Here is a 26,469-nt window from a genome sequence, read left to right as displayed (position 1 = left end):
CGTTCTCCCGATGTGAGTCCAAGTGATATATCAGCATAGGGCGGCGGAGCGGTGCCGTGCAATGGCGCGGCCGGTCATATCGCTCCAAGGCTGCGCCGCCTCTGCCGGGCCGGTCGGACGGTACAATTGGGCCATGACAATCACCGGGCCGAAGCCTGACTTGTCACGCAAACCATTCGGGTGATCCAACCATTTCCGAGAAGACGGCTAAAATCCTTCGTTCTCAATGGTTTTCCCGATTGAATGTGAAAGGCGAAGCTGGCCTGTGGCCGAAAAGATACATCCGACATCGGAAATGTAATGGTGACAATGTTCCATTTGACCCCGACGATTGCGTCTCCATAATCCTGATTGTCTCGATTGTTCGAGCGATGTGCGCCAGATTATGGAGGATCCGATGCGCCACACCGACGTGACCCGCAGTTCCGGCACTTTCACGGCAGCCCCGGGCGCCGTCCCGGCCGCCGACCGCGTCGCCCGTGTCGCCTCGCGTCCCCTCTGGCGGGTGCTCGACCTGTTGTTTTCCGCGCTGGAACGGCGCAAACAACGTCAGGCGTTGATGTGCCTCGACGACCATCTGCTGAAGGACATCGGCGTCAGCCGGGCCGAGGTGGAACGGGAAGCGTCGAAGCCGTTCTGGCGGGGATGAGACGATGGCCGACCAATCCGTTCACTTCCAATCCGTTCAGGTCCAGTACGCGGTCGAACCGGACCTGACCGCGGGCGATTTCATCGACGTTCTGGAACGCTCCGGGCTGGCGGAACGCCGGCCCGTGGGCGACCGCCCGCGGGTGGAGGCGATGCTGCGCAACGCCGGCCTGATCGTCACCGCAAGGGACCAAGGCCGGCTGGTCGGCGTCGCCCGGTCGATCACCGACTTCGTCTATTGCTGCTACCTGTCCGACCTCGCCGTCGACCGCGCCCTTCAGGGGCGCGGCATCGGAAAGGAGCTGATGCGCCGCACCCGCGACGCGATGGGGGAGGGCACCATGTGCCTGCTGCTGTCGGCGCCCAAGGCCATCAGCTTCTACGAGCAGGCCGGGCTGAAGCGGCACGAACAGGCCTTCCTGTTCACCGATCTGGAATAAGGCCCTGGACCAAGGCCCTGGTATCAGACAAGGGGGGAACTTCGCCGCCATGCCCGACATGATCACCGCAAGCGGAACCGATACCACCGGCCTCGCCATTTCCTACGCCGACGTGGCGGGCGCGGCGGAGCGGATCGCCGGCGTCGCCCACCGCACGCCGGTGCTGACCAGCCGCACCGCCGATGCGCTGACCGGCGGCGCGCTGCTGTTCAAGTGCGAGAATTTCCAGCGCACCGGCGCCTTCAAGATCCGCGGCGCCTACAACGCCATCGCCCGCTTCACGCCGGTGCAGCGCGCCGTCGGCGTCGTCGCCTATTCGTCCGGCAACCACGCCCAGGCCATCGCGCTGGCCGCGTCGATGCTGCGGGTGAAGGCCACCATCGTCATGCCGATGGACGCCCCGGCGGCCAAGCTGGCGGCGACCCGCGACTATGGCGCCGAGGTGGTGCTGTACGACCGCTATGCCGAGCCGCCCGACGCCGCCGTCGCCCGCGTGCTGGAGGAGCGGGGCGGCACCTACATCCCGCCCTTCGACCACCCGCATGTGATGGCCGGCCAGGGCACCGTCGCCAAGGAGCTGATCGAAGACGTGACGGCGGCGGGCGGCGCACCGCTCGATATCCTGGTCGTGCCGACCAGCGGCGGCGGGCTGCTGGCCGGCTGCGCCATGGCGGCGAAGACGCTGAACCCCGGCTGCCGCGTCATCGGAATCGAGCCGGAGGCCGGCAACGACGCCCAGCGGAGCCTGCGCAGCGGCGGCATCGTCCGCATCGAACCGCCGAAGACCATCGCCGACGGTGCCCAGAGCCGTGCGGTCGGCCAGCTGACCTTCCCGGTGATGCAGCGGCTGGTCGACGACATCGACACGGTCACCGACGACCAGCTGGTCGACGCCATGCGCTTCTTCGCCAGCCGGATGAAGATGCTGGTGGAGCCGACCGGCTGCCTCGCCGCCGCCGCGGTGCTGTCCGGCAAGCTGGATGTGCGCGGCAAGCGCGTCGGGATCGTCGTCACCGGCGGCAACGTCGATCTCGCCCGCTTCGCCTCGCTGGTGCAGGCGGGCTGACCTCGCTTTCCCTGGGAACGCCTCCCCCAAGACGTAAGGGAGCCACTTCATGACCGGGCCGACGAGCGGAAAAACCATGCGCCTGCCGATCTATCAGGTCGATGCCTTCACCGACCGCGTCTTCGCCGGCAATCCGGCGGCGGTCGTGCCGCTGGAATCCTGGCTGCCCGATTCGCAGCTGCAGGCCATCGCGGCGGAGAACAATCTGGCGGAGACCGCCTTCTTCACCCGCAGCGGCCAAGGGGTGGAAGGGGGATATGAGCTGCGTTGGTTCACCCCGGCGGTGGAGGTCGATCTGTGCGGCCACGCCACGCTGGCGACCGCCTTCGTCATCTCCACGATTCTGGAACCCGGCCGCGCCCATATGGATTTCGCCACCCGGCAGGCCGGCACGCTGACCGTCACCCGCGACGGCGACCGCTACACGCTGGACTTCCCCAACCGTCCGGCCAGCCCGGCGGAGCGTCCCGACCCCAATCTGCTGGCGGCGCTGGGCGGACCGGCGCCGGCGGCGGTGCTGAGCGGACGCGACTATCTGGTGGTCTACGACTCGGCCGACGCGGTGCGGGGGCTGGCGCCGGATATGGCGCTGCTGTCGAAGCTCGATCTGTGGGCCGTCTGCGTCACCGCGCCGGGAGACGGCGGCGCCGATTTCGTGTCGCGCCTGTTCGCCCCGGCCCAGGGCATCCCCGAGGATCCGGTCACCGGCTCCACCCACTGCATGCTGACCCCCTATTGGGCGGAGCGGCTGGGCAAGACCGTGCTGACGGCGCGTCAGGTCTCGGCCCGCGGCGGCGACCTGCTGTGCGAGCTGGCCGGCGACCGGGTGAAGATCGGCGGGCAGGCGGTGCTGTACCTGGAAGGCTCGATTCTGGTGTGATACCGGCGAACGCTTGAACTGACCTTTCAAGCGTTCGCCGGCCGCCGCGGCGGCGGCGGCGCGCCCCCATGGGCGCGGTAAAGCCTGCGTGGCGTTTGAACGCGATACGGCGGGTCAATTCATTGGCCCGCCAGTATGACGCCGCGGAGCGTTGGTTCCGACTTACGCCCGCCGGTATCACATGACCTTTTCGAAGCGGAACATCTCGCCGCCGCCGGGCAGGCCGGACGGGCCGGGGAAATGCGGGTCCGGGTGCCGGTCGCTGAAGAACTCGACGATCTTGAAGCCGCACTTGTTCACATAGAAGTGGATGTTGCGCTTTTCGAAATAGGGGGTGTGGGTCTGCCAGACGCGAGTCGCCGGATACATCCGCTCGATGGCCGTCCAGGCCTTGAAACCCAGGCCCCGGCCATGCTTCTGCGACGAAATGAAGAAGAGGTCCAGCGAGTTGCGGTTCGTCTCCTCGTCGATCACGACGACGGCGCCGCCGACCCGCTGGCCGTCGCAGAGGATGTGAAGCAGCACGGTGCCCGGCACCGTCATGGAGTGGTCGAGATCGTCGCCGCGGGGGATCGAGTCCTCCGGCAGGCAGCCGAACTCCTCGATGACGGCGACGGCGAAGGAGTCTTCCATCTCCTGCTTGAAGGCCGGCAGATCGTGGGGGGCCACGGGTGCCAGCGTAACCTGGGGATCCTGCATCGTCCTGGACATGCCACTGTTGCGGCGTCGGCGGAGCGGCCGGACGGGCTCCCTTACGCCTCCGTTTCCATCTTCTGTTCAACCGCGGCGGCCTTGATCGCCTTCTGCAGCTTTTCGAAGGCGCGGACCTCGATCTGGCGGACGCGCTCGCGGCTGATGCCGTATTTCTGCGACAGATCCTCCAGCGTCGTCGGCACCTCGCGCAGCCGGCGCTCGGTCAGGATGTCGCGCTCGCGGTCGTTCAGCGCGGTCATGGCGTTCGCCAGCAGCTTGCGGCGCTTTCCCAGCTCCTCGCGGTCGGCCAGGATGATTTCCTGGTTGGCGCTCTCGTCCACCAGGAAATCCTGCCATTCGCCCTCGCTCTCCGCCCGCAGGGGCGCGTTCAGCGAATGGTCGGGGCTGGCCAGGCGCCGGTTCATGTTGACGACGTCCTGTTCCGGCACGTCCAGCTTGGTGGCGATGGCCTGGACCTGCTCCGGCGACAGGTCGCCTTCCTCGATCGCCTGCATCTGGCCCTTCAGCCGGCGCAGGTTGAAGAACAGCTTCTTCTGGGCGGCGGTGGTGCCCATCTTCACCAGCGACCAGCTGTGCAGGATGTATTCCTGGATCGCCGCGCGAATCCACCACATGGCGTAGGTCGCCAGCCGGAATCCGCGGTCGGGATCGAACCGCTTGACCGCCTGCATCATGCCGACATTGCCTTCGGAGATCAGCTCCGACAAAGGCAGGCCGTAGCCGCGGTAGCCCATGGCGATCTTGGCGACCAGGCGCAGGTGGCTGGTGACGAGCTGGTGGGCGGCGCCGGAATCCTCATGCTCCTGCCAACGCTTGGCCAGCATGTATTCCCGCTGCGGCTCGAGCATCGGGAACTTGCGGATTTCCTGGAGATAGCGGGACAGATTGCTCTCGGACCCGATCACCGGAAGGTTGGACGCCGTCGCCATGGTTCTAAGACCCCCTCTATGACGGCCGGTGCGCGCCGACATGAATTCAAGCGCACACTGCCGTTCTTCAGTGCGGGTTCCATAGGCCCCTTTCAATGAGCGGTCGGCGGAACCTCGCCATTGACCGGGAGTCTAACCAAGAAAGATTTCCCGGTGTACCGTTTTAAACCGTTTCCAAGGTGACAATTAGTTCATGAATATCGGCCGGGATTGGAGAGCGGAAGGTCACGATCTCGCCGCTGACGGGATGGCGGAAGGTCAGGGCCGCGGCATGCAGCGCCTGTCGCGGAAAACCAACAAGGCTGCCCCGCGCCGGTTCCGGCAGCAGGGAGGCGAATTTGCCCCCCGGCCGTCCCGACCGGCCGCGGCCATAGAGCGGGTCGCCGACCAGCGGATGGCCGATATGGGTCAGGTGGACGCGGATCTGGTGGGTGCGCCCGGTCTCCAGCACGCATTCGACCAGCGAGGCGGCCATGCCGAAGCTCTTGACCACGCGGTACTTGGTGGCGGCGTGTTTTCCGCCGCCGGTCACCACCGCCATCTTCTTGCGGTCGGCGCTGCTGCGGCCGATGTTGCCCTCGATCCGGCCCTGTGTCGGGTTGGGCACGCCCCAGACCAGCGCCAGATAGGTGCGGCTCAGCGTGCGGTCGGAGAATTGCTCCGACAGGCCATGGTGGGCGCGGTCGTTCTTGGCGACCACCATCAGGCCGCTGGTGTCCTTGTCCAGCCGGTGGACGATGCCGGGCCGCCGCACCCCGCCGATGCCGGACAGGCTGTCGCCGCAATGGGCGAGCAGGGCGTTGACCAGCGTGCCGTCCGGGTTGCCGGCGGCGGGATGCACGACGAGGCCGGCCGGCTTGTCGATCACCAGCACGTCGGCATCCTCGTACACCACGTCGATCGGGATGTCCTGCGGCACCGGTTCGGCGGTTTCCGCCCCCGGCACCTGCACCTCGAAGGTCTGGCCGGGTTTGACCCTCAGGGACGGGTCCGTTATCGTCCGCCCGTCGCCGCGCACGCAGCCCTGTTCCAGCAGGGCCTGCACGCGCGACCGCGACAGGTCCGGCAGACCGGCGGCCAGCGCCTTGTCCAGCCGTTGGCCGGCCGCCTCGTCGGGAACCGTGTAGGCCAGCGGCCCGGCGGTTTCCGCGGGCGAACCGGCGTCTTCCGGATCGAAGAATTCGTCGGACATGTCGTCGGGTGTTTCGGCGGGCATTTCGGCGGGTGTCTTTGCGGCCATCGGGCGTGCGTGTCGCGTCCTGTTTCAATCGTCCGGGAGTGGACCCCAAACCGTGCAGATCCTCAAGGCACTCGTCGTCATCATGGGCGTTATGATCATCGCCGGCTCCACCTTTCTGGGGGTGGAGGTGTACAAGCGGATGTCGGACCCCAACCGCACCTCCCTGACCGCCAACGCCCCCGCGCCGGCTCAGGCCGTCGACGTGACGCTGGACGTCCCGGCCGGTTCCCGCATCGGCGAGGTTCTGGCGGTGGGCAACCGCGTCCTGTTCAAGGTGACCCTGCCGGAAGGGGCGGATCGCCTTTACCTGATGGACCCGCGCAACGGCGCCGTCACCGCCACCATCACCGCCGGCCCGATCTCCGGTCCCGACTCCGGCAAGACCGTCCCTTGAAGAACAGGGTTCCCGATCATGTATGACTTCCGCAGCGACAATGTCGCCGGTGCCGCGCCCCAGGTGATGACGGCGCTGGCGGCATCGTCGTCCGGCACCGCCGCCCCCTACGGCAACGATCCCTGGACGGTGCGGGTGACGGAGCGGCTGTGCGCGATCTTCGAGACCGAGGTCGCGGTCTTCCCGGTCGCCACCGGCACCGCGGCCAACGCGCTGGCGCTGTCGGCGCTGGTGCCGCCCTATGGCGCCGTGCTGTGCCATGACGAGGCCCACATCGCCATCGACGAATGCGGCGCGCCGGAGTTCTTCACCGGCGGCGCCAAGCTGGTCCCGCTGGCCGGCGAGCATGGCAAGCTGACGCCCGACGCGGTGTCGCGCCACATCGCCAGGGCCGGCGTCGGCGTGGTCCACCGCGTGCAGCCCGCCGCCCTCAGCCTGACCCAGGCGACCGAGGCCGGCACCGTCTATACCCCGGCGGAGGTCGAGGCTCTGGTCGAGGCCGCCCATTCCAACGGCATGGCCGTGCATATGGACGGCGCCCGCTTCGCCAACGCCATCGCCCGGCTGGGCTGCGCGCCGGCCGACGTGACGTGGCGGGCCGGGGTCGACGTGCTGACGCTGGGCGGCACCAAGGGCGGCTGCCTCGCCGCCGAGGCGGTGGTGTTCTTCAACCCGGCGATGGCCGAGGATTTCGGCTTCGGCCGCAAGCGCGGCGGCCATCTGGTGTCGAAGATGCGCTTCCTGTCGGCGCAGCTCGACGCCTGGCTGGCCGACGGCTTGTGGCTGAGCCTCGCCGCCCACGCCAACGCGATGGCCGACCGGCTGACCGCCGGGCTGACCGCGCTTCCCGGCGTCGAGCTGGCCCATCCGGTCGAGGCCAACGAGCTGTTCGTCCGCCTGCCGGCGGCATATGCCGAGGCGTTGGAGGGGGCCGGCTACGGCTTTTACCGTTGGGATGACGGCACCGCGCGATTCGTGACGGCGTTCGACACGCCGGCGGCGGCGGTGGACGGCTTGCTGGGTATTTTGCGCAGTCTGCAAGAAAAGGCTTGATCGGCGGGGCAGGCTTGGTTAGAAACCCGCCCACGCCGATGACGTCCCCTTCGTCTAGAGGCCTAGGACACCGCCCTCTCACGGCGGTAACAGGGGTTCGACTCCCCTAGGGGACGCCAACCTTCCGAGGTTGGGTCGAGCGGCCGGTGGCAGCCTCCACCGCCGCTTCATACATCGGGACCAGACGTCCCCTTCGTCTAGAGGCCTAGGACACCGCCCTCTCACGGCGGTAACAGGGGTTCGACTCCCCTAGGGGACGCCATCCACCGTTGGATGCCACCGGTTGGATGCGTTGTCAGAGCGTGTTTTGAAGGTACAACGTCCCCGTCGTCTAGAGGCCTAGGACACCGCCCTTTCACGGCGGCGACACGGGTTCGACTCCCGTCGGGGACGCCACTTCAGTCTGTTTCACTTCGGAATGCCATGGCCTCGCGGGTTTGCGGGGCTTTTTTGCGTTTGCCCGCATCGGCGCCGGTTTTTGGACGCTCGGGCGCCGCGACAGGGTCGCTGTGGGCATCGCCTGGATCCCCGCCTTCGCGGGGATGAGGCCGATGGACGGTGGCCGGGTCAGGCCAACGCCTCCGTCCGATACAGCGTTACCCGGATGCCGCCGTTCGACACCGACACGCCGCCTTCCATAAAGGGAAGCTCCGTCGCCTTGGCCAGGGCGGCTTCGTTGGTGACGATGCCCACGCGCCAGCCGGCGAAGTGCGTCCTCAAGGTCTGGCCCATGGCGTGGTAGAGCGGGATCAGGGACTTGCCTTCGCCGATGCGGGCGCCGTAGGGCGGGTTGACGATGACGAGGCCGGGCGGACCCTCCGGCGGGGTCAGGTCGCTGATGGCGTGGTGGGCGAAATCGGTCCAGGCGGAAACGCCGGCGCGCTCGGCGTTGGCACGGCTCATGGCGACGGCGCCGGCGTCGCGGTCGCTGCCGTAAAAGCGCACCGTCGGCGGCGTGGCCGCGCCGCTGCCGCGCAGGCTCCGCCAGACGGCGGGGTCGAAATTGGCGAGCTGCTCGAAGGCGAAGGACCGGGAGCGGCCGGGCTTCAGGCCGGCGGCGATCTCGGCGGCCTCGATGACGAAGGTGCCGGAGCCGCACATGGGATCCACGACGGGAACCGGGGCGCGCCCGTCATAGCCGCACTGGCGCAGGAACAGCGCCGCCAGCGTTTCGCGCATCGGCGCCTTGTTGACCGCTTCCTTGTGGCCGCGCTTGTGCAGGGACTCGCCGGAACTGTCGACGCTGATGGTGCAGAGGTCGTCGTCGATGCGCGCCTTGATCTGGACGGCGCGGGTGTCGTCCTCCGGCGCGTCCTTATCGGCGGATTTGCCGGTCTTCTTGGGCGCGGCCTTGACGATGGGGGCGCCCAGCTCCTCGGCGATGGCGCGTTCGATGCGCTGGGCGGCGGCGCCCGCGTGGTAGATGCGCGAGCCCTTGCAGGAGGCCTCGACCCGCACCGGCACGTCGGCGCGCAGGATTTGCGCCCAGGGAACGCGGCGCGCCCGCTTGTCCAGCTGCGCCAGATGGAAGGCGCGGAAGGAGGCGATGCGCGCCAATACGCGGGTGGCGCCGCGCAGTTCCAGATTTGCCCGCCAGACCTCGGGCCAGCCGCCGGTGACCGTCACGCCGCCCTTCACCGCGGTGGGGTTGGCGAAGCCGCGGTCGCCGGCCTCCGCGCACAGCACGGGTTCCAGGCCGGGGGCGGCCACCAGGAAAATCTCGAAATCTTGGTCGGTATGGACTGGGTCGGTGTTCATCCCGCCTACATAGCCCGAAGGCCGGCCGTCTTCGACAGGATTCTCGCGAAAGGACGGCGAGGCGGGAGCCGGTCCCGTCGCCGCGCGGCGCCGCCGCTCATGTCGGTCGGCGGACGTCCGCGGCAGGATCGGGAACGGGTGCTTTGGGCTCGGGCACGCGCTACCGGCAAAAGGTTACCGGTAGGAGCTGTGCGAGGCGATGGCGTCTCCGCGGATGGCATCGGTGCGGATGCTGGAGTCACCCGAGGCGGACAGGCCGACGACATCGTCTGGAGCGGTGGTGGCGAGGCCGAGCTTGCCGCGGGCGAAGTTCAGGTAGGCGCTGGCGCCCTTGGTGTCGCCCTGCGCGGCGAGCGAGCGGGCGACCGACAGGGCGTTGCGGGCGGCGTCGCGCTCGGTGCGCTCGGCGGTGAGGGCATCGGACTGGGCGACGGCGGCGGAGGTGGAGGCCAGCAGGTTGTCAAAACCGGCATCCTGGGCGGCATTCGCCGAACCGGCGGCAAAGGTCAGGGCCGACAGCGACAGGGTGGCGGCAACGGCGGCGGTGGCGAACTTCTGCGTGAACATGACGATGTCCTTATTCGAAGATTGCCCTGCCGGGGGTGCGCCCGGAGACGGGGGGATTCGTCACCGGGCGCGGGGCGGGGCAGGAGGTTGATATTCGACCGGCGCCGGGGAGCGTCGGCCGTGAAGAGAAAGTTAACCATCGGCCGCCGCCGGATAAATCCGACAGTTCCGACAACACTGTTCGCCTAAAAACAACAATCGCCCCTTGACGTTCGGCCCTGGATTGACGGGGGGAAGCGGCGGCCCCTATGATCGGATTGGAACACGAACAATCAGGCTGCCTTTCGATTCCGAAAATATTCCCGAACATAGTCCGGGGACACATAAGGCGGCCTGCCATCAGGGGAGCACGGGTTCATGACCGCGACCGAATTTGCCGATTGGCCCGCCGACCTGCTGGCGCAGGAGTTCCGCGGCAAGCGGGTTCTGGTGACCGGCAGCAGCCGCGGCATCGGCGCCGCGGTGGCGGCGGCCTTCGCCCAACTCGGCGCCCGCGTCGCCATCCATGGCCGCGACGCGGCGGCCGTCGAGGCTGCTGCTGCGGGAATGGCGGCGGCGGGGATGGCGGCGGGAGTGATCCCGCTGGCCGGCGACTTCGCCGACAAGGCGGAGGTCCGCCGGGTGGTGGAAAGCGCGGTGGACCGGCTCGGCGGGCTGGATGTGCTGATCAACAATGCCGGCACCATGCTGGGCCGGGTGGCGCTGGGGGATATCGACGACGATTTCCTGCAGAAGCAGTTCGACCTGAACGCCGCCTCCGCCGTCATCGCCAGCCGGACGGCGCTGCCGGCGCTGATCGCGTCGAAGGGGGCCATCGTCAACACCGGCTCCATCTCCGGCCGGACCGGGGGCAGCGCCGGGTCGTCGCTCTACAGCGCGGCCAAGGCCTTCCAGGCCAGTCTCGCCCGCTCGCTGGCGACGGAGCTCGCGCCGCACGGCATCCGCGTCAACGCGGTGTCCCCCGGCACCATCGACACCGATTTCCACCAGCGCTATTCGACCCCGGACAAATTGATGCAAACCGTGGCGCGCATTCCGCTGAAGCGGCTGGGAACGGCGCAGGATTGCGTCGGCGCCTACCTGTTCCTCGCCTCCGGCCGGCTGGCCGGCTACATCACCGGGCAGGTGATCGAGGTGAATGGAGGGCAGTTCTATAACTAACGGCCGGGTTTTGCAGTTTAGGAGCGATGGAAGCGACAAATTGCAAAACATTGACGCGATTTTTTGCAAACTGCGACGGGTCGCCGACAGTCGGCCTGCCACTCAGGGCATTTTCGTAGGGTAGAAAAGCAATCCGACCGTTAATGGTCCGTTGGTATTGTTCTTGTATGATGCGGCATCATTCAGTGGTCTGAACAAAGACCGCTCCATCGCCAGCGGATGCCGGAATCATCATCATGAACGCAACCAGCCAGAGCCAGCCCGCCAAGGCGGGAGCCTTTGCCAATCTTCATACGGCGACCAAGATCTACACCGGCTTCGGCGTCACGCTGGCGCTGCTGGTCGGGCTGGGGGCGGTGTCCTGGACCGGCCTGCGGTCGAGCGACGACGCGCTCCGCCAATACGCGGTGCAGTCGCATGTCGCCATGTCGGTGGCGGAGGCGGACACCAACATGGCCGACGCCCTGGGCTCGGCGGAGGAGTTCGTGTCCAGCGGCTCGCCCGCGGTGGCCGACGAGTTCCGCAGCGACATGGTGATGTTCCGCCAGAAGCTGGAAGCCGCCATCGAGCGGATGACCCGGACATCCGACCTTCAGGCGGCGCAGGAGATCACGTCGCTGCACCAGACGCTGACCGCCGGCTTCGACAGTCTCGTCGCCGCGCGGACGGAGCGCGACCAGATCGTCGCGTCGGTGGTGAACACGCTGGGCGCCGAAATCCGCCGCACGCTGAGCGATACCGTCAAGGCGGAACGGGATGGCGGCAACCTCGACCGCGTCGTGCGCGCGGCCGATGTCAGCGAACAGTTCCTGCTGGTCCGCGTGCTGGTCGCCCGCTTCGTGGCGGAAACCAAGCCGGAGGATCTGGAGCGCATCCGCAAGGATCTGGCCGACCTGGGCACGAAGGCGGAGGCGCTGCGCGACGGGATGGCGGACGGCCCGGTCAAGGCCAAGCTGGCCGACGCCGTCGCGAAGCTGCCCGCCTACCGCGTGGGGATCGAGCGCATCGCGGTGCTGAGCGCCGATCTGAAGTCGCTGAACAGCCAGACGCTGGGCAAGGCCGGCAAGGAGATCGGCGACAAGATCGGCCTGATCCGCTCCAACTCCGCCGACTTCCTGGCTCAGCTGGAGCGCACCGCCGCCGCCGAGGTCGCGGCGGCCGAAAAGCGCGGCACGGCGGTCACCATTGTCGCCGTGCTGGCCGGCCTGCTGCTGGCCTGGGCGATCTCGCGCGCCATCACCCGGCCGCTCGGCGCCATCACCGGGGCGATGGGGCGTCTGGCCCAGGGCGACCTGAGCGTTGCCGTCACCCACGCCGATCGCCGGGACGAGATCGGCGCGCTGGCCCGCTCGCTCGAGGTCTTCAAGACCAACGCGCTGGAGATGGAGCGCATGCGCAAGGCGCAGGAGGAGAGCGAGCGCAAGGCCGCCGAGCACCGCCGCGAGACCATGATGCAGATGGCCGACACCTTCGAAAGCACGGTGAAGGGCATCGTCGACACCGTCGCCAATGCCGCCACCGGCATGCGCGACGCCGCCACGGCGCTGACCGCCACCGCGCAGGAGGCGAGCGAGCGCTCGCTGCTGGTCGCCAGCGCCTCGGAACAGGCGTCGGCCAACGTACAGACCGTCGCCACCGCGACGGAGGAACTGTCGGCCTCGATCTCCGAGATCGGCCAGCAGGTGGAGAACTCCACCCGCATCGCCACCCAGGCGGTGGCCGACGCCGACGGCGCCGACCGCACCATGCGCGAACTGGTGACCGCCGCCGAACAGATCGGCGCGGTGGTGGAGCTGATCAGCGGCATCGCGGCCCAGACCAACCTGCTGGCGCTGAACGCCACCATCGAGGCGGCGCGGGCGGGCGAGGCCGGCAAGGGCTTCGCCGTCGTGGCGAGCGAGGTGAAGGCGCTGGCCACCCAGACCGCCAAGGCGACCGACGAGATCCAGGCCAAGGTGCAGGAGATCCAGCACACGACCGGCGACGCCCAGAAGTCGATCGGCAGCATCGGCCGCACCATCGGCCGCATGAGCGAGATCACCACCGCCATCGCCGCCGCCATCGAGGAGCAGGCCTCCGCCACGCGGGAGATCGCCAGCAGCGTCACCCAGGCCGCCCAGGGCACCGAGGAGGTTTCGAGCAACATCGCCGGCGTCAGCACCGCCGTTCACGAGACCGGCGACGCCGCCGGCCGCGTCCGCGGCACCTCGCAGGAACTGGCCGCCGAAGCCGAGCGGCTGCGCCGGGAGGTCGGAACCTTCATCGCGACGGTGCGCGCGGCGTAAGACGCCATCGGGGCGGGGAAGCCTGGGCGGGCTTGGCTGACAGGCCCGGCTCAGGTGCTCTCCCGCGCGATGAAGGTCAGCCCCAGGTCGACGCGCCGCCGCGGCGGTTCCTTGCCGTCCATCAGGTCGAGCAGCATGGCGGCGGCATGGCGGCCGATGGCGTAGCGGGGCGTGGCGACGGTGGTCAGGGTGGGGGTGGTCCAGGCCGACGCCGGCAGGTCGTTGAAGCCGGCGATGGCGAGCTGGTCCGGCACCCGGATGCCGCGGCGCTGGCATTGGAACAGAGCGCCCTGCGCCAGATCGTCGTTGCAGAAGAAGACGGCGTCGCAGTCGGTGTTCTCGGCCATCAGCCGGTCGATCATCGCCGCGCCCAGATGGATGGAGGAGGGGTCGGGCAGGCGCCACACCCGCGACTCGTCATACAGTCCCGCCTCCTCCAGCGCATGGCGGTAGCCGTCCAGCCGGGACAGCGTGCGGGGGTCGAGCTGCACGGCGACGAAGCCGATGCGGCGGTAGCCGCGCTCCAGCAGATGGGTGGTCATCAGCCGCCCGCCCTCCTCCTGCGAACAGCCGACGCTGAGGCTTTCGGGATCGTCCAGCAGCTCCATCATGTGGACGGTCGGGCTGCTCAGTGCCGACAGGTAGGTGCGGGTGACGTCGGTATGGTCGGTGCCGGTCAGCAGGATGCCGTCGGGCTGGAACTGAAGATAGGTGCGGATCAGCCGCTCCTCCTCCTCCGGGGAGTAGTGGGTGACGCCGATCAGGGCGCGGTAGCCGCGCGGCAGCAGCATGTCGTGGATGCCGGCCAGCGTCTCGACGAAGACCATGTTGGTCATCGACGGGATCAGCACGGCCACCGTCATCGACCGCGCCGACGCCAGCGCGCTGGCCGCCTGGTTCGGCACGTAGCCCATCGACTGCGCGGTGTCGAGGATGCGCTGGCGAAGATCCGGCCCGACCAGCTCCGGCCGCTTGAAGGCGCGCGACACGGTGATGGCGCTGACGCCGACCCGCTCCGCCACGTCGGCCATCGTCGCCCGGCCGGTGCGCGAGGAGCGCGGCTTGCGCGCCTTGACCATCGGGGATGCAGGCCGATCACCGCCACGCGTCGTCACAGGGCTCCATCCTTCCGATTTTGGCCGGTCGTTTCCGACCGATGAGTGGCCGGCGCGAAGAAGCGCCGCGCAGGGGTGCTGATTAGCGTCGTGGAGCATGGCAGGCAAGAGCCGCTTGTTCCGGCGGCCATCACCTGCAACCCACGGTAAGTCCGAGCGCCCTTGCAAACCGGTTCGTACGCAACTCAAACAAAACTCTTTACGCCAGTCAAGGTTAGCGCTAACAGTACTGTTGTCTCGTGTCGGCGTCATCCGTGCATTCGGGCCGTAAGGCTGCGGGTGTTCCTTTGGTCCGCACATGATAGCGCTAACAAGGTTTTGTAGTGCGTGGCCGCCGTGACCCGATCGGGCGCGGATGCCGCCTTGCACCGGCAATCGGGAACATGAGCCCCATGAACGGTCCCTCCACCGCGCCGTCTCCCGCCGGCGCCAGCCCGCCGGACAGCTTGCCCGCCGCGCCGCCGATCGTCGTGGTGATGGGTGTCGCCGGCTGCGGCAAGTCCAGCGTCGGCCAGAGCCTTGCCGCGGCGCTGGGCCATGCCTTCATCGAAGGCGATGCGCATCATCCGCCCGCCAACATCGCGAAGATGTCGGCCGGCATCCCGCTGACCGACGACGACCGCGACGGCTGGCTGGGCACGCTGGCCGGCTTCATCGCCGATGCGCATCGCGAGGGGCGCGGGCTGGTGGTCGCCTGTTCGGCGCTGAAGCGGCGCTACCGCGACCGGCTGCGCGGCGATTGCGAGCGGGTCGTCTTCCTGCATCTGCACGGCGACAAGGCGCTGATCGCTTCGCGCATGGGGGCGCGCACCGCCCATTTCATGCCGACCGCCCTGGTCGACAGCCAGTTCGCCGACCTGGAATTGCCCGTCGCCGACGAGGCGGTCCTGTCCTATGAGGTGACGTTGCCGGCCGAGGCCATCGTCGCCGACGCCCATGCCCGCCTGACCGGCGGCAACGGAATGACTCATGGCGGCCCGGCCGCCGGCCGTGAGAATGGCGGCCCGGCCGCCGGCCCTGAGTGTGGCGGCTCCGCCGCCGGCCCTAACAATGGCGGCTCCGCCGCCGGGAGGACCGCATGAAACGCGTGGCGGATCTGCTGGAGCGGATCACCGAATGGATCATGGCGCTGATGCTGGCGATCATGGTCGGTCTCGTCTTCGGCAACGTCGTCCTGCGCTACGTCTTCAACAGCGGCATCGTCGCGGCGGAGGAGATCGCGCGGCTGATGTTCGTCTGGATGGTGTTCCTGGGCGCCACCGTGGCGCTGCGGCACCAGCGGCACCTGGGGCTGGAGATCGTGCAGAGCCGCCTGCCGGCCAAGGTCCGCCGCGTCTGCGCGGTGATCGCGCACCTGATGATGCTCTACGCCCTGTGGCTGTTCGTCCAGGGAAGCTGGATCCAGCTGCTGATCGGGATGGAGACCTTCTCCACCGTCCTGCGCTTCCCCATGGCCTTCTACGCCGCGGCGGGCTTCTTCCCGGCCATCGCCATGGCGTTGATCGTGCTGGCCAACCTTGTGCGGATCGTCACCAACCAGCCGGACGCCCGCATCCCCGGCGATCCCGACACGATGATGGACAGTCCGGAATCGCTCGGCCCCGCCGTGGCGCCCCCGGCACCCGCCGCGCATGGCGGCGCAGCCGTCGCCAAGCACTGAGCCCAGACGCCCTCCTGCGGACGGAGATTCCGCCATGACCCTCACCATCTTCCTGGGCTCCCTGTTCGGCCTGATGCTGCTCGGCATGCCCATCGCCTTCGCGCTGATGCTGACCGGCGTCGCGCTGATGGTCCACCTCGACTTCTTCGACGCCCAGCTGGTCGCCCAGAACATGCTGAGCGGCGCCGACAACTATCCGCTGATGGCGGTGCCCTTCTTCATCCTGGCCGGCGAGCTGATGAACGCGGGCGGCATCTCCCAGCGCATCATCAACCTCGCGGTCAGCCTGGTCGGCCACATCAAGGGCGGGCTGGGGTACGTCACCATCGGCGCCTCGGTGATGCTGGCCAGCCTGTCGGGGTCGGCCATCGCCGATACCGCGGCGCTCGCCACGCTGCTGATCCCGATGATGCGCGACCACGGCTACCCGGTGCCGCGCTCGGCCGGCCTGATCGCGTCCGGCGGCATCATCGCCCCGATCATCCCGCCCAGCATGCCCTTCATCATCTTCGGCGTGACCACCAACACCTCGATCAGCGCGCTGTTCATGGCCGGCATCGTGCCCGGCCTGCTGATGGGCATCGGTCTGGTCTGCGCCTGGATGTTCGTCGTCCGCGACATGACGGTGAAGCTGCAGCCGAAGGCGAGCGGACGGGAGCGGCTGAAGGCGCTGGGCGACGGCATCTGGGCGCTGGCCCTGCCGGTCATCATCATCGGCGGCCTGCGCGGCGGCATCTTCACGCCGACCGAGGCCGCGGTGGTCGCCGCCGTCTATTCGCTGTTCGTCGCGATGTTCGTCTACCGTCAGGTGACGCTGGCGCAGCTGGTCCCGCTGCTGGTCCAGGCGGCGCGCACCACCAGCACCGTGATGTTCCTGTGCGCCGCGGCGCTGGTGTCGTCCTACATGGTGACGCTGGCCGACCTGCCGCAGCAGATGACGGAGCTTCTGGCCCCGCTGATGGACAATCCGAAGCTGCTGATGCTGGCCATCGCCTGCCTGCTGCTGGCCGTCGGCACGGTGATGGACCTGACGCCGACCATCCTGGTGCTGGGCCCGGTGCTGACGCCTCTGGCGATCAAGGCCGGCATCGACCCCGCCTATTTCGGCGTGATGTTCGTCCTGGTCGGCACGCTGGGCCTGATCCATCCGCCGGTCTGCACGGTGCTGAACGTGGTGTGCGGCGTCGCCCGCATCTCGCTGGAAAGCGCCACCAAGGGCATCTGGCCCTTCCTGCTGACCTACCTCGTGCTGCTCGGGCTGCTGATCGCCGTGCCGGAGATCGTCACCGCGCCGCTGCATTTCTTCCGCTGACGCCTTCAAGACCAACCACAACGAAACGCCCAAAGGAAGGGAGACCGCCACCATGTTCCGCAAACTGCTTCTCGCCACCGGCATCGCCGCCGCCCTGCTGGCGCCCGTCGCCGCCGCCACCAGCGCTTCGGCCCAGGAGGTGAAGACCCGTATCATCCGCTTCGGCTACGGCCTGTCGGAAAGCAGCAACCAGGGCCGCGCGGTGAAGTATTTCGCCGAGGAACTGTCCAAGCGCAGCGGCGGCAAGTTCAAGATGAAGGGCTTCGGCGACGCCAGCCTGGGCAACGACATCCAGATGCAGAACGCCCTGATCGGCGGCGCGCAGGAGATGATGGTGGGCTCCACCGCCACGCTCGTCGGCATCGTCAAGGATTTCGGCGTCTACGACCTGCCCTTCCTGTTCAACAACGAGAAGGAAGCCGATGCCGTCCTGGACGGCCCGTTCGGCGAGAAGCTGCTGAAGTCGCTGAACCACAAGGGGCTGGTCGGGCTGGTCTATTGGGAGAACGGCTTCCGCAACCTGACCAACAGCAAGCGGCCGATCACCAAGCTGGAGGACATGGGCGGCATCAAGCTGCGCGTGATGCAGAACCCGGTCTACATCGACATGTTCAACCGCTTCGGCGCCAACGCGGTGCCGCTGGCCTTCTCCGAGCTGTTCACCGCGCTGGAGACCGGCACGGTCGACGGCCAGGAGAACCCGGTCACGACCATCCAGTCGTCCAAGTTCTACGAGGTGCAGAAGTACCTGACCATTTCCCGCCACGTCTACAGCCCGTGGATCGTGCTGGCCAGCAAGCGCTGGTATGACGGCCTGTCGGCCGACGAGAAGAAGATCCTGCATGAGGCCGCCATCGCCTCGCGCGAGTTCGAGCGCAAGGACAGCCGCGAGGCCTCGGCCCAGAGCGTGGCGTACCTGACGGAAAAGGGCATGCAGATCAACGAGCTGAGCCCGGCCGAGCTGGACCGCATGCGCGAGATGGTCAAGCCCGCCTTCGACAAGTACGCCTCCGACGGCGGTGCGGAGGTCCTGAAGGAGATCCAGGCCGCCATCGACGCCGTCCGGAAGTAACCGCGGCGACGCAGGTCGGATCAGGGCAGGGGGCGGATCGGGATGACCGGTCCGCCCCTTCGTCTGTCCGGGCGGGGATAAGTCAAGGGTTGGCCGTGGTGATTTCTATGTACGCGAAAGACTGCTGCTTCGATCGGGAATTATGATGCGGGGACTCGGCGTCCGATTTCTTCGCGTCATATTGGGAAAGGGCCGTGGAAACTTTATTTCCACCTCTGATTTGTAAAATAATTTACGCGAACTTAACGGAACTGCGGGACAGTCGGACGGTGTGTCGTACCGTCATTCGGATGTGCCGCGGGGAATGTCGATGTTCAAGAAGTTGCCTTTGGTGACCAAGCTGGTGCTGGCGATCGGACTGGCCCTGGTGATCGGGCTGGGTGCCGGGTCGGTCGTGATTACCGTCAAGAGCGGAGCGGACACCGACGAGTTGTCCTTCCAGGTCGGGGAGGAGTTGGGCAAGTACCATGCGGCGACCGTCGAGCGCCGGCTGAACGACGCCATGGACCTCAGCCGCCTGATGGGGACCACCCTGCTCAGCCTGAAGCGGAGCGGCGTCGTCGAGCGCAACGCGCTGAACGACTGGCTGAAAAGCCTGCTTGAGGCCAACGCCGGCCTGATCGGCGTCTGGGTGGGCATGGAGCCCAACGCGCTGGACGGCAAGGATTCCGCCTTCGCCAACACCCCCGGCAGCGACACCAGCGGCCGCTTCATCTCCTATTGGAACCGCGGCGGCGGCAAGGTCCAGCTCGAAGCGCTGGCAGGCTATGACGATCCCGGCCCGGCGGGCGCCTTCTACCAGCAGCCCAAGCGCACCGGCAGGGAGGTGATGGTCGAGCCCTACAGCTACACGGTCGCCGGCAAGAGCGTGCTGATGGTGTCGCTGGCGGTGCCGATCATGGACAACGGCAAGTTCATCGGCGTCGCCGGCGTGGACATCGCCACCGACGACATCTGGAACGAGCTGAAGACGGCCAAGCCGTTCGAGACGGGATCGGTCTTCCTGATCTCCAATGGCGGGGCCTGGGCGGCCTACAGCAACCCCGACCATCTGGGCAAGCCGATCCTGCAGACCAACGAGCGCCTGAAGGACGCCATGCCGGCCATCCGCGAAGGCAGGCCCTTCGCCCATATGTCGGTTTCGGCCAGCCTGAAGACGGAGGTGAAGCAGCTGTTCCGGCCGGTCGTGGTCGGGAACACCGGCACGCCCTGGGCGATCCTGGTCAACCTGCCGATCAACAAGATCGAGGTGCCGAAGCAGGAGTTGCGGACCTTCATCGCCGTCGGCGCGGTGCTGCTGACCGCCGGGCTCCTGCTGGCGCTGTGGCTGACCAGCCGCGTGGTGATCGGCCAGCCGCTGCGCCGGATCATCGCCACCATCCAGGCGCTGACCGCCGGCCGACGCGACGTGGAGGTCGCCGACCGCGACCGCGCCGACGAGATCGGCGCCATCAACCAGGCGCTCCAGCTGTTCAAGGAGAATGCCGGCCGCGTCGCCGAGATGGAGGAGCAGCGCCGCCTGGACGAGCAGCGCGCCGCCGAACAGCGCAAGCAGGAACTGGCCCGGCTGGCCGAGCGGTTCGAGGGCACGGTCGGCGACGTGGTCGCCAACGTCTCCCAGCAGGCGGAACTGCTCCGCACCGACGCCGAAGGGCTGTCGGCCATCGCCGAGCAGACCAACGCCCAGGCCGCCGCCGTCGCCAGCGCCGCCGACGTCGCCAGCGGCAACGTGCAGACGGTGGCCGCCGCCGCGGAGGAGCTGGCCCACTCCATCGAGGAGATCAACCAGCGCATCGCCGCCTCGTCCCGCATGGCGAACGATGCGGTGGGGGAGGTCGAGAAGACCAACGGCACCGTCGCCGGTCTGGCCGAAGCGGCGCAGAAGATCGGCGACGTGGTGAACCTGATCAGCTCCATCGCCGGGCAGACCAACCTGCTGGCGCTGAACGCCACCATCGAGGCGGCGCGGGCGGGCGAGGCCGGCAAGGGCTTCGCCGTCGTGGCGCAGGAGGTGAAGAACCTCGCCAGCCAGACCGCCAAGGCGACGGACGAGATCGCCGCCCAGATCGCCGAGATCCAGGCGGTCAGCGGCAGCGCCGTCGGCGCCATCCAGGCCATCGGCCACACCATCCTCGGCATCAGCGAGACGGTCACCGCCGTCGCCGCGGCGGCGGAGGAGCAGGGGGCGGCAACCCGCGAGATCAGCCGCAACGTCCAGCAGGCCGCCGCCGGCACCCGCGAGGTGTCGACCAACATCGACGGCGTAACCCGCGCCGCCAGCGAGACCGGCAGCATGGCCGCCCAGGCCCGCACGGCGGCCGACACGCTGTCGCACCAGTCGGCGCAGCTGCGCGGCGAGGTGCAGCGCTTCGTGGCGACGATCCGCGAGGGGTGAGGGGAGGGTTGGGTGGGGGCATCGCCAGCCGGCGGCACCCGCCCTCAACAATCGAAGAACACCGTCTCCCCCTCGCCCTGCAGGCGGATGTCGAAGCGGTAGACCACGCCGCCCGGCACCTCGGCGCGGCGGGCGATCAGGGTGTCGCGGCGGTCGGCGGGGACGCTCGCCAGGACCGGATCCCGTGCGTTCGCCTCGGCTTCGTCGGAGAAGTGCAGGCGGGTGAAGGCGTGGCTCAGCATGCCGCGCGCGAACACCGTCACCGCGATGTGCGGGGCGTGGTCCGGGTCGCAGACGCCCGGCTTCACCGTGTCGAAGAAGTAATAGCCGCCGTCGTCGGTGCCGCAGCGGCCGAAGCCGGCCGCACCGGGAGCATGGCGGCCGTCGGCGCCGGCCTGCCAGATCTCCACCACGCAATCGCGGATCGGCGCGCCTTCGCCGTCATAGACCGCGCCCTCGATGCGGATGTGCTCGCCGGCCATGTCGCGGGTCGCCAGCCGGTTGGTCGCCAGCGGGCGGCGGCCGTAGGGTTCCGGCGTCCAGGCATAGGCGAAATAGGGGCCGACGGTCTGCGACGGCGTCTGTTTCAGCGTCCGGCTCATGGCGGTCAGCCCTCCATCGGCGTGGCCTGGCGTCCGCGAAGGACGATGTCGAACTCATAGCCGAGCGCCCACACCGGCTCGGTCACCTCGATGGAAAAGCGGGAAACCAGAAGCTCGCGCGCCCCCTCCGGCACCCCGTTGTAGATGGGGTCGAGCGGCAGCAGCGGATCGCCCGGAAAATACATCTGGGTGACAAGCCGGGTCAGGAAGGACGGCCCGAACAGTGAGAAATGGATGTGGGCCGGGCGCCAGGCATTGTGGTGGTTGCCCCAGGGATAGGCGCCGGGCTTGATCGTGGTGAAGCGATAGCGGCCTTCCCGGTCGGTGATGCAGCGGCCGGCCCCGAAGAAGTTGGGATCCAGCGGCGCGTCGTGCCGGTCCCAGCGGTGGATGTAGCGGCCACAGGAATTGGCCTGCCAGATCTCCAGCAGCGTGTTCGGCACCGGCCGGCCGCTCTCGTCCAGCACGCGGCCGGTGACGATGATGCGCTCGCCGATCGGCTCGCCGTTGACGCGGCCGTTCTTCGTCAGGTCGTTGTCGAGCGGATCGACGCTGTCATGGCCGAAGACCGGGCCGCTGCGGACCGACAGGCACTGCTTCATCGGGATCAGCGGCTTGGACGGCGAGCGCAGCAGCGTCGATTTGTAGAGCGGCGACAGGTAGGGCGGATGCTGCGCCCAGTCGCGCGGGGAAAAATCGCCCTCGGTCTCCTGAACGGCTGTGTCCATCTCGGTGGTCCCTCCTTGGGAGCGGTCAGCTTTGCCGACCTTTTGCTTGCCTATGGGTATCCAGCACGCGGTCGATGAAATGGGATGCGGCGCCGGTGTAGCGCAGCGGGTCGAACAGGCGGTCGAGGCCGCCGATGCCGAGCGCCTCGACCACGCCGGCATCCTCGGCCAGGACGTCGCGCAGGGGGCGGCCGGTGGAGGATGCGAGGCGGCTGGCCTCCGCCACGCGGGAATGGGCGGCCATGCGGCCCATGCGGTCGCCCAGCGCCATGGTGACCGCCTCCGCCAGGATCAGGCCGCGGGTCAGGTCCAGATTGGCGCGCATGCGCTCCGCATCCACGGTCAGGCCGGCGATGGTGTCACGGGCATGGCGGGCGGCGCCGGCGACGAGGCGGCAGAGGTCGGGCAGGGCCTGCCACTCGGCATGCCAGCCGCCGAGGCCGCGTTCATGCTCCTGCACCTGGGCCGCCAGCAGCCCGCCGACCAGGGCGGGAGCGCGGATGGCGGTGGAGAGCAGCACGGCGCAGGACACCGGGTTGCGCTTGTGCGGCATGGTGGAGGAGCCGCCGCGGCCGGGGATGCTCGGTTCGAACGCCTCGGCGACCTCCATCTGCATCATCAGCGAGATGTCGCGGCCGAGCGTGCCGAGGGTGCCGGCGAGGATGCCGAGGGCGGAGGCGGGTTCGGCGATGCGGTCGCGGGCGGCATGCCAGGGCAGGGCGGGGAGGGGGAGGTCGAGTTCGCGGGCCAGAGCCTCCGCCACCGCCGGGCCGGCGTCGCCCAGGGCTGCCAGCGTGCCGGCGGCACCGCCGAACTGCAGGGCGAGGCCGCCACGGGCGGCGGCGATGCGCCGGCGGTCGCGGCCCAGCGCGTCGAGCCAGCCGGCGGCCTTCAGCCCGAAGCTGGTCGGCAGGGCGTGCTGCAGCCAGGTGCGGGCGACCATCGGCGTTGCCCGGTGCCGCTCGGCGAGATCGGCGAGGCCGTCGGCCAGCGCCGCCAGATCGGCGTCGAGCCCGTCGAGAAAGCGGCGCAGCTGCAGCATCAGGCCGCTGTCCATCGCGTCCTGGCTGGTGGCGCCCCAATGGACGTAGCGGGACGCCTCCTCGTCCGTAGCCTTCACGGCGCGGGTCAGATGCCCGACCATCGGGATGGCGGTGTTGCCGGCCAGCGCCGCCTCCGCCCCCAACGCGTCGAGGTCGTAGAGATCGGCCTTGCAGGCCGCTTCGATGGCCGGCACGGCGTGGGCCGGGATCACGCCCACCGCCGCCTCCGCCCGCGCCAGCGCCGCCTCGAACTCCAGCATGCCCTGCAGCCTTGCCGTGGGCGAGAAGGCGTCGGCCGCCGCATCCGTGGTGAAGAGCGGGTCGAGCAGCGGGTCGGCATGGCCGGCCGGGGGGCGGATGCCGGTCATGCCGCTCACCCCTTCCTTTCAGCCTCTCGGGCGTCCTCTTCGTCCATCTCCGCGTACACGGCGCGGGCCAGGGCGATGGCGTGGTTTCCGGCGGGGACGCCGGCATAGACGGCGGCCTGCATCAGGATCTCCTTCACCTCGTCGCGGGTCACGCCGGTGTTGCGGGTGGCGCGGATGTGCAGCTTCAGCTCGCCGTCCTTGCCCAGCGCCGCCAGCATGCCGATGGTCAGCATGCTGCGCGTCCGGATGTCCAGCCCCGGCCGGGTCCAGATCTGGCCCCAGGCGGTCTTGGTGATGAACTCCTGGAAATCGGCGTCGAAGTCGGTGGCGCGCTCCAGCGAGCGGTCGACATGGGCGTCGCCGAGGACGGAGCGGCGCACCGCCATGCCGCGGTCGTAGAGAACCCTGTCCTTCATGTCGGGGCCGTCCATCACAGAGTCCTCAGGAAGCCGTCGATCAGGGCGGCCAGTTCCGCCGGTTTCTCGACGCCGGGGATGTGGGCGGCGCCGGGCAGCAGCTCGAACCGCGCGCCGGGGATGCCGGCGGCCAGATCGCGGGCGGCATCGGGCGGGGTGGCGACGTCATGCTCGCCGCAGATCACCAGGGTGGGCGCGGCGATGGCCGCGTTGGCGGCGTGCAGGTCGGCGTCGCGGATCGCCATGGCGCAGCCGACATAGCCGTCCTCCGTGGTGCGGGCGACCATGGCGGTGTAGCCGCGGATCTGGTCGGGGCGGCCGTCGCGGAAGGCTTGGGTGAACCAGCGGGCCATCACCCCGTCGGAAATCGCCGTCATGCCGCGGGCGCGGATGGCGGCGATGCGGTCGGTCCAGACCGACGGCGGGCCGATGACGGCGGCGGTGTCGCACAGGATCAGGCCATGGATGCGGCCGGGAGCCTTGACGGCGAGGCGCTGGGCCATCATGCCGCCGATCGACAGGCCGCAGACATGGGCGCGCTGGATGCCGAGCGCGTCGAGCAGGCCGGCGGCATCGTCGGCCAGCAGGTCCATGCTGTAGCCGGCATCGTCGCTGACCGGCGTCACCTCGGTCAGGCCATGGCCGCGCATGTCGTAGCGCAGGATGCGGTAGCGCTGCGACAGGTGCGGCACCACGGCGTCCCAGATGTGGAAGCTGGTGCCGATGGAGTTGGCGAACAGCAGCACCGGCGCGTCGTCCGGGCCGGTCAGGTCGTAGTGCTGGGTGATGCCGGCGGCTTCGATGAAGGGCATGGGGTCTTCCGTCGACGGTTCTGGAACGGCTGGTTGCTCTTGCCCCTTCCCCGACTTTGGTGCGGGAGGGCGCTTGGAACCTGAGGCTACACCCGCTCGATCATCGCCGCGATGCCCTGGCCGACGCCTCGCGCGGGGACGTGATCTTGGCCATATGACCTCTCGATCGTGCGAAGACCGCCCGTATATTCGCCTTTACGCACAGATTGAGCGTTGGGTGTTTCGGCTGTCAAGGTCGAACATAGGAGTATTCGTGCGGTAAGCGCCCCAATCGCACCGCAGCATGAGGCAAGCATAGTAAATTAGTTAGAGAGGCTTCGCTTTTCCGTTACTAAACAATTATTTATTATTGACTTGAGTCTTGGGCGATGATCGCACTTCATATCATATATCGCACTTGACGGTTCGGCTGCCCCTCAGTACGCTGAACGGAACAGTCAACGATCGGGGCCGCGAATTCGGGCTCCGGCATATGGTCACATGTGGGAGGGACGATGACGAGGACTCTGCGCAACGCGCTGCTGGGTGCGGCGTTCGGTCTGGCGCTGACGGCCGGTTCGGCCGGGGCCGCCACCATCAAGGTCGGTGTCGTCGCGCCGTTCTCCGGGCCCTACGGCGTGGTCGGCAAGACCTTCCGCGAAGCGATCGAGATCTATCAGGCCGAACATGGCAAGACCATCGGCAACGACACGGTGGAGTTCATCTACAAGGATCTCGACCAGGCCAACCCGGCGCAGTCCAAGGCGCTGTCGCAGGAACTGATCGTCAAGGAGAAGGTGTCCTTCCTCGCCGGCTATTTCTTCACGCCCGACGCGCTGGCCGTCGCCCCGCTGATCGACGAGGCGAACATCCCCTGCGTGATCTTCAACGCCGCGACATCCGCCATCACGGAAAAGTCGCCGCGCTATGTCCGCACCTCCTTCACCCTGTGGCAGAACACGGTGCCGCTGGCCGAATACATGGCCAAGCAGGGAATCAGGAAGGCGGTGTCGGCGGTCAGCGACTACGGCCCCGGCATCGACGGCGAAACCGCCTTCAAGACCACCTTCGAGAAGCATGGCGGCACGGTGGTGGACACCATCCGCATGCCGATGAAGTCCACGGACTTCGCCCCCTTCATGCAGCGCATCAAGGATTCGGGCGCCGAGGCGGTTTACGCCTTCCTGCCCGCCGGCCCGCCGACGCTCGCCTTCGCCAAGGCCTTCAACGACACCGGGCTGAAGGCGGCCGGCATCAAGTTCTTCGGTCCGGGCGACCTGACCCAGGAGCCGGACCTGCCGGCGCTGGGCGACGCGGCGCTGGGCATCACCACCTTCTTCAACTACAGCCGCGCCCATGACTCGGCGAAGAACAAGGCCTTCCTCGCCAAGCACCAGGAGATGTTCGGGTCGACCGACACCGTCACCTTCAGCTCGGTCGGCGCCTATGACGGCGTGCATGTCATTTATCAGATGATCAGGAACGGCGGCGGCAAGATCGACGGCGCCAAGGCGGTGGACTCGGTGAAGGGCATGAGCTGGGAAAGCCCGCGCGGCCCGCTGACCATCGACCCCGACAGCCGCCACGTCACCCAGACGATCTATCTGCGCACCGTCGAGAAGGTCGACGGCAAATTGGAGAACGTCGAGAAGGAGGCGTTCCCGAACCAGCCGGACTATGGGTACAAGTTGGGGAAATGAGGGGGCGGGTATCCCTCTCCCACTTTGGGAGAAGGGGCCCGCGAAGCGGGAAGGGTGAGGGGGGAGGCAAGATTAAAGCGCCTGATTCCTGGATTGCTCCTCACCCTCCCCATGGCTTCGCCATGGGCCCCC

General features: G+C 68.2%; 24 protein-coding genes, 3 tRNA genes and 1 pseudogene. 17 read left to right on the top strand and 11 right to left on the bottom strand.

Annotation, left to right across the window (positions count from 1 at the left end; translation table 11 throughout):
- Positions 1-397 precede the first annotated feature (397 nt).
- The 4 genes from DM194_RS23645 to DM194_RS23630 all read left to right on the top strand — a co-directional run bounded on the left by DM194_RS23645 (position 398) and on the right by DM194_RS23630 (position 3,034).
- Positions 398-649 (top strand): DUF1127 domain-containing protein, encoded by a 252-nt coding sequence (locus DM194_RS23645; RefSeq protein ID WP_246024556.1) that lies wholly within the window; start codon positions 398-400, stop codon positions 647-649.
- Positions 650-653: 4 nt separating this feature from the next.
- Positions 654-1,088: a GNAT family N-acetyltransferase gene (locus tag DM194_RS23640; RefSeq protein WP_111070004.1), complete on the top strand. Its 435-nt coding sequence runs from the start codon at positions 654-656 to the stop codon at positions 1,086-1,088.
- 49 nt (positions 1,089-1,137) lie between these two features.
- Positions 1,138-2,154: a threo-3-hydroxy-L-aspartate ammonia-lyase gene (locus DM194_RS23635; protein ID WP_111070003.1), complete on the top strand. Its 1,017-nt coding sequence runs from the start codon at positions 1,138-1,140 to the stop codon at positions 2,152-2,154.
- A gap of 76 nt (positions 2,155-2,230) precedes the next feature.
- A complete protein-coding gene (locus tag DM194_RS23630) occupies positions 2,231-3,034 on the top strand; it encodes a PhzF family phenazine biosynthesis protein (protein WP_111070002.1) in 804 nt (267 codons plus the stop codon).
- A 177-nt stretch (positions 3,035-3,211) separates the two neighbouring features.
- Here the strand turns inward: DM194_RS23630 and DM194_RS23625 are convergent, their stop codons facing one another.
- The 3 genes from DM194_RS23625 to DM194_RS23615 form a co-directional block, all read right to left on the bottom strand.
- On the bottom strand, positions 3,212-3,745 hold the full coding sequence (locus DM194_RS23625) for a GNAT family N-acetyltransferase (protein ID WP_111070001.1): 534 nt from the start codon (positions 3,743-3,745) through the stop codon (positions 3,212-3,214).
- 41 nt (positions 3,746-3,786) lie between these two features.
- The gene (rpoH, locus tag DM194_RS23620; RefSeq protein ID WP_111070000.1) at positions 3,787-4,677 is read right to left on the bottom strand and encodes an RNA polymerase sigma factor RpoH; all 891 of its coding nucleotides are present in this window, start codon (positions 4,675-4,677) and stop codon (positions 3,787-3,789) included.
- 163 nt (positions 4,678-4,840) lie between these two features.
- The gene (locus DM194_RS23615) at positions 4,841-5,869 is read right to left on the bottom strand and encodes an RluA family pseudouridine synthase (protein WP_246024555.1); all 1,029 of its coding nucleotides are present in this window, start codon (positions 5,867-5,869) and stop codon (positions 4,841-4,843) included.
- A gap of 100 nt (positions 5,870-5,969) precedes the next feature.
- Between DM194_RS23615 and DM194_RS23610 the strand changes: the two genes are divergently transcribed.
- From DM194_RS23610 to DM194_RS23590, 5 genes are all read left to right on the top strand, one after another.
- On the top strand, positions 5,970-6,311 hold the full coding sequence (locus DM194_RS23610; protein ID WP_111069998.1) for a hypothetical protein: 342 nt from the start codon (positions 5,970-5,972) through the stop codon (positions 6,309-6,311).
- An 18-nt stretch (positions 6,312-6,329) separates the two neighbouring features.
- Complete coding sequence (locus DM194_RS23605) at positions 6,330-7,364, top strand: threonine aldolase family protein (RefSeq protein WP_111069997.1); 1,035 nt, start codon at positions 6,330-6,332, stop codon at positions 7,362-7,364.
- A gap of 43 nt (positions 7,365-7,407) precedes the next feature.
- Positions 7,408-7,483, top strand: a tRNA-Glu gene (locus tag DM194_RS23600).
- A 67-nt stretch (positions 7,484-7,550) separates the two neighbouring features.
- Positions 7,551-7,626 (top strand) — tRNA-Glu (locus tag DM194_RS23595).
- Positions 7,627-7,684: 58 nt separating this feature from the next.
- Positions 7,685-7,760 (top strand) — tRNA-Glu (locus DM194_RS23590).
- 171 nt (positions 7,761-7,931) lie between these two features.
- Here DM194_RS23590 and DM194_RS23585 read toward each other — a convergent pair.
- The gene (locus DM194_RS23585; protein ID WP_111069996.1) at positions 7,932-9,122 is read right to left on the bottom strand and encodes a THUMP domain-containing class I SAM-dependent RNA methyltransferase; all 1,191 of its coding nucleotides are present in this window, start codon (positions 9,120-9,122) and stop codon (positions 7,932-7,934) included.
- A gap of 174 nt (positions 9,123-9,296) precedes the next feature.
- Positions 9,297-9,689, bottom strand: a complete 393-nt coding sequence (locus DM194_RS23580; RefSeq protein WP_111069995.1) for a hypothetical protein — start codon at positions 9,687-9,689, stop codon at positions 9,297-9,299.
- A gap of 357 nt (positions 9,690-10,046) precedes the next feature.
- Between DM194_RS23580 and DM194_RS23575 the strand changes: the two genes are divergently transcribed.
- A complete protein-coding gene (locus DM194_RS23575; RefSeq protein ID WP_111069994.1) occupies positions 10,047-10,850 on the top strand; it encodes an SDR family NAD(P)-dependent oxidoreductase in 804 nt (267 codons plus the stop codon).
- 236 nt (positions 10,851-11,086) lie between these two features.
- Positions 11,087-13,135 carry a methyl-accepting chemotaxis protein gene (locus DM194_RS23570; protein WP_176581493.1) on the top strand — a complete coding sequence of 683 codons (2,049 nt, stop codon included), beginning with the start codon at positions 11,087-11,089 and terminating at the stop codon, positions 13,133-13,135.
- A 50-nt stretch (positions 13,136-13,185) separates the two neighbouring features.
- Here the strand turns inward: DM194_RS23570 and gntR are convergent, their stop codons facing one another.
- Positions 13,186-14,214 carry an HTH-type transcriptional regulator GntR gene (gene gntR, locus DM194_RS23565; protein ID WP_111069992.1) on the bottom strand — a complete coding sequence of 343 codons (1,029 nt, stop codon included), beginning with the start codon at positions 14,212-14,214 and terminating at the stop codon, positions 13,186-13,188.
- Between the two features lie 428 nt (positions 14,215-14,642).
- Between gntR and DM194_RS23560 the strand changes: the two are divergent.
- The 5 genes and pseudogenes from DM194_RS23560 to DM194_RS23540 form a co-directional block, all read left to right on the top strand.
- Positions 14,643-15,206: pseudogene (locus DM194_RS23560) on the top strand (gluconokinase); the annotation flags it as partial.
- A 122-nt stretch (positions 15,207-15,328) separates the two neighbouring features.
- Entirely contained in the window at positions 15,329-15,910 is a 582-nt protein-coding gene (locus DM194_RS23555; protein WP_111069991.1) for a TRAP transporter small permease, read from the top strand.
- A 34-nt stretch (positions 15,911-15,944) separates the two neighbouring features.
- Positions 15,945-17,222 carry a TRAP transporter large permease gene (locus tag DM194_RS23550; protein ID WP_111069990.1) on the top strand — a complete coding sequence of 426 codons (1,278 nt, stop codon included), beginning with the start codon at positions 15,945-15,947 and terminating at the stop codon, positions 17,220-17,222.
- 52 nt (positions 17,223-17,274) lie between these two features.
- The gene (locus DM194_RS23545) at positions 17,275-18,294 is read left to right on the top strand and encodes a TRAP transporter substrate-binding protein (protein WP_111069989.1); all 1,020 of its coding nucleotides are present in this window, start codon (positions 17,275-17,277) and stop codon (positions 18,292-18,294) included.
- Positions 18,295-18,604: 310 nt separating this feature from the next.
- Positions 18,605-20,689, top strand: coding sequence for a methyl-accepting chemotaxis protein (locus DM194_RS23540; RefSeq protein ID WP_111070286.1), 2,085 nt, complete (start codon positions 18,605-18,607; stop codon positions 20,687-20,689).
- Positions 20,690-20,733: 44 nt separating this feature from the next.
- On the opposite strand, the gene pcaG is transcribed toward DM194_RS23540, so the two are convergent.
- The 5 genes from pcaG to pcaD are packed head-to-tail and all read right to left on the bottom strand — an operon-like array spanning position 20,734 to position 24,658.
- A complete protein-coding gene (pcaG, locus tag DM194_RS23535) occupies positions 20,734-21,291 on the bottom strand; it encodes a protocatechuate 3,4-dioxygenase subunit alpha (protein ID WP_111069988.1) in 558 nt (185 codons plus the stop codon).
- A 5-nt stretch (positions 21,292-21,296) separates the two neighbouring features.
- Entirely contained in the window at positions 21,297-22,019 is a 723-nt protein-coding gene (gene pcaH, locus DM194_RS23530) for a protocatechuate 3,4-dioxygenase subunit beta (RefSeq protein ID WP_111069987.1), read from the bottom strand.
- A gap of 25 nt (positions 22,020-22,044) precedes the next feature.
- Positions 22,045-23,430, bottom strand: coding sequence for a 3-carboxy-cis,cis-muconate cycloisomerase (locus DM194_RS23525; RefSeq protein ID WP_111069986.1), 1,386 nt, complete (start codon positions 23,428-23,430; stop codon positions 22,045-22,047).
- 5 nt (positions 23,431-23,435) lie between these two features.
- Positions 23,436-23,846, bottom strand: coding sequence for a 4-carboxymuconolactone decarboxylase (gene pcaC, locus DM194_RS23520; RefSeq protein ID WP_111070285.1), 411 nt, complete (start codon positions 23,844-23,846; stop codon positions 23,436-23,438).
- A 14-nt stretch (positions 23,847-23,860) separates the two neighbouring features.
- Positions 23,861-24,658, bottom strand: a complete 798-nt coding sequence (gene pcaD, locus DM194_RS23515) for a 3-oxoadipate enol-lactonase (RefSeq protein WP_111069985.1) — start codon at positions 24,656-24,658, stop codon at positions 23,861-23,863.
- 494 nt (positions 24,659-25,152) lie between these two features.
- Between pcaD and DM194_RS23510 the strand changes: the two genes are divergently transcribed.
- Positions 25,153-26,337, top strand: a complete 1,185-nt coding sequence (locus tag DM194_RS23510) for an ABC transporter substrate-binding protein (RefSeq protein WP_111069984.1) — start codon at positions 25,153-25,155, stop codon at positions 26,335-26,337.
- Positions 26,338-26,469: the final 132 nt, after the last annotated feature.

Source organism: Azospirillum ramasamyi (genome assembly GCF_003233655.1).
GTDB classification, from domain to species: Bacteria; Pseudomonadota; Alphaproteobacteria; order Azospirillales; family Azospirillaceae; genus Azospirillum; species Azospirillum ramasamyi.
Note: the sequence above shows the minus strand (reverse complement) of the source record. Positions and strands in the feature narration are given on the sequence as shown.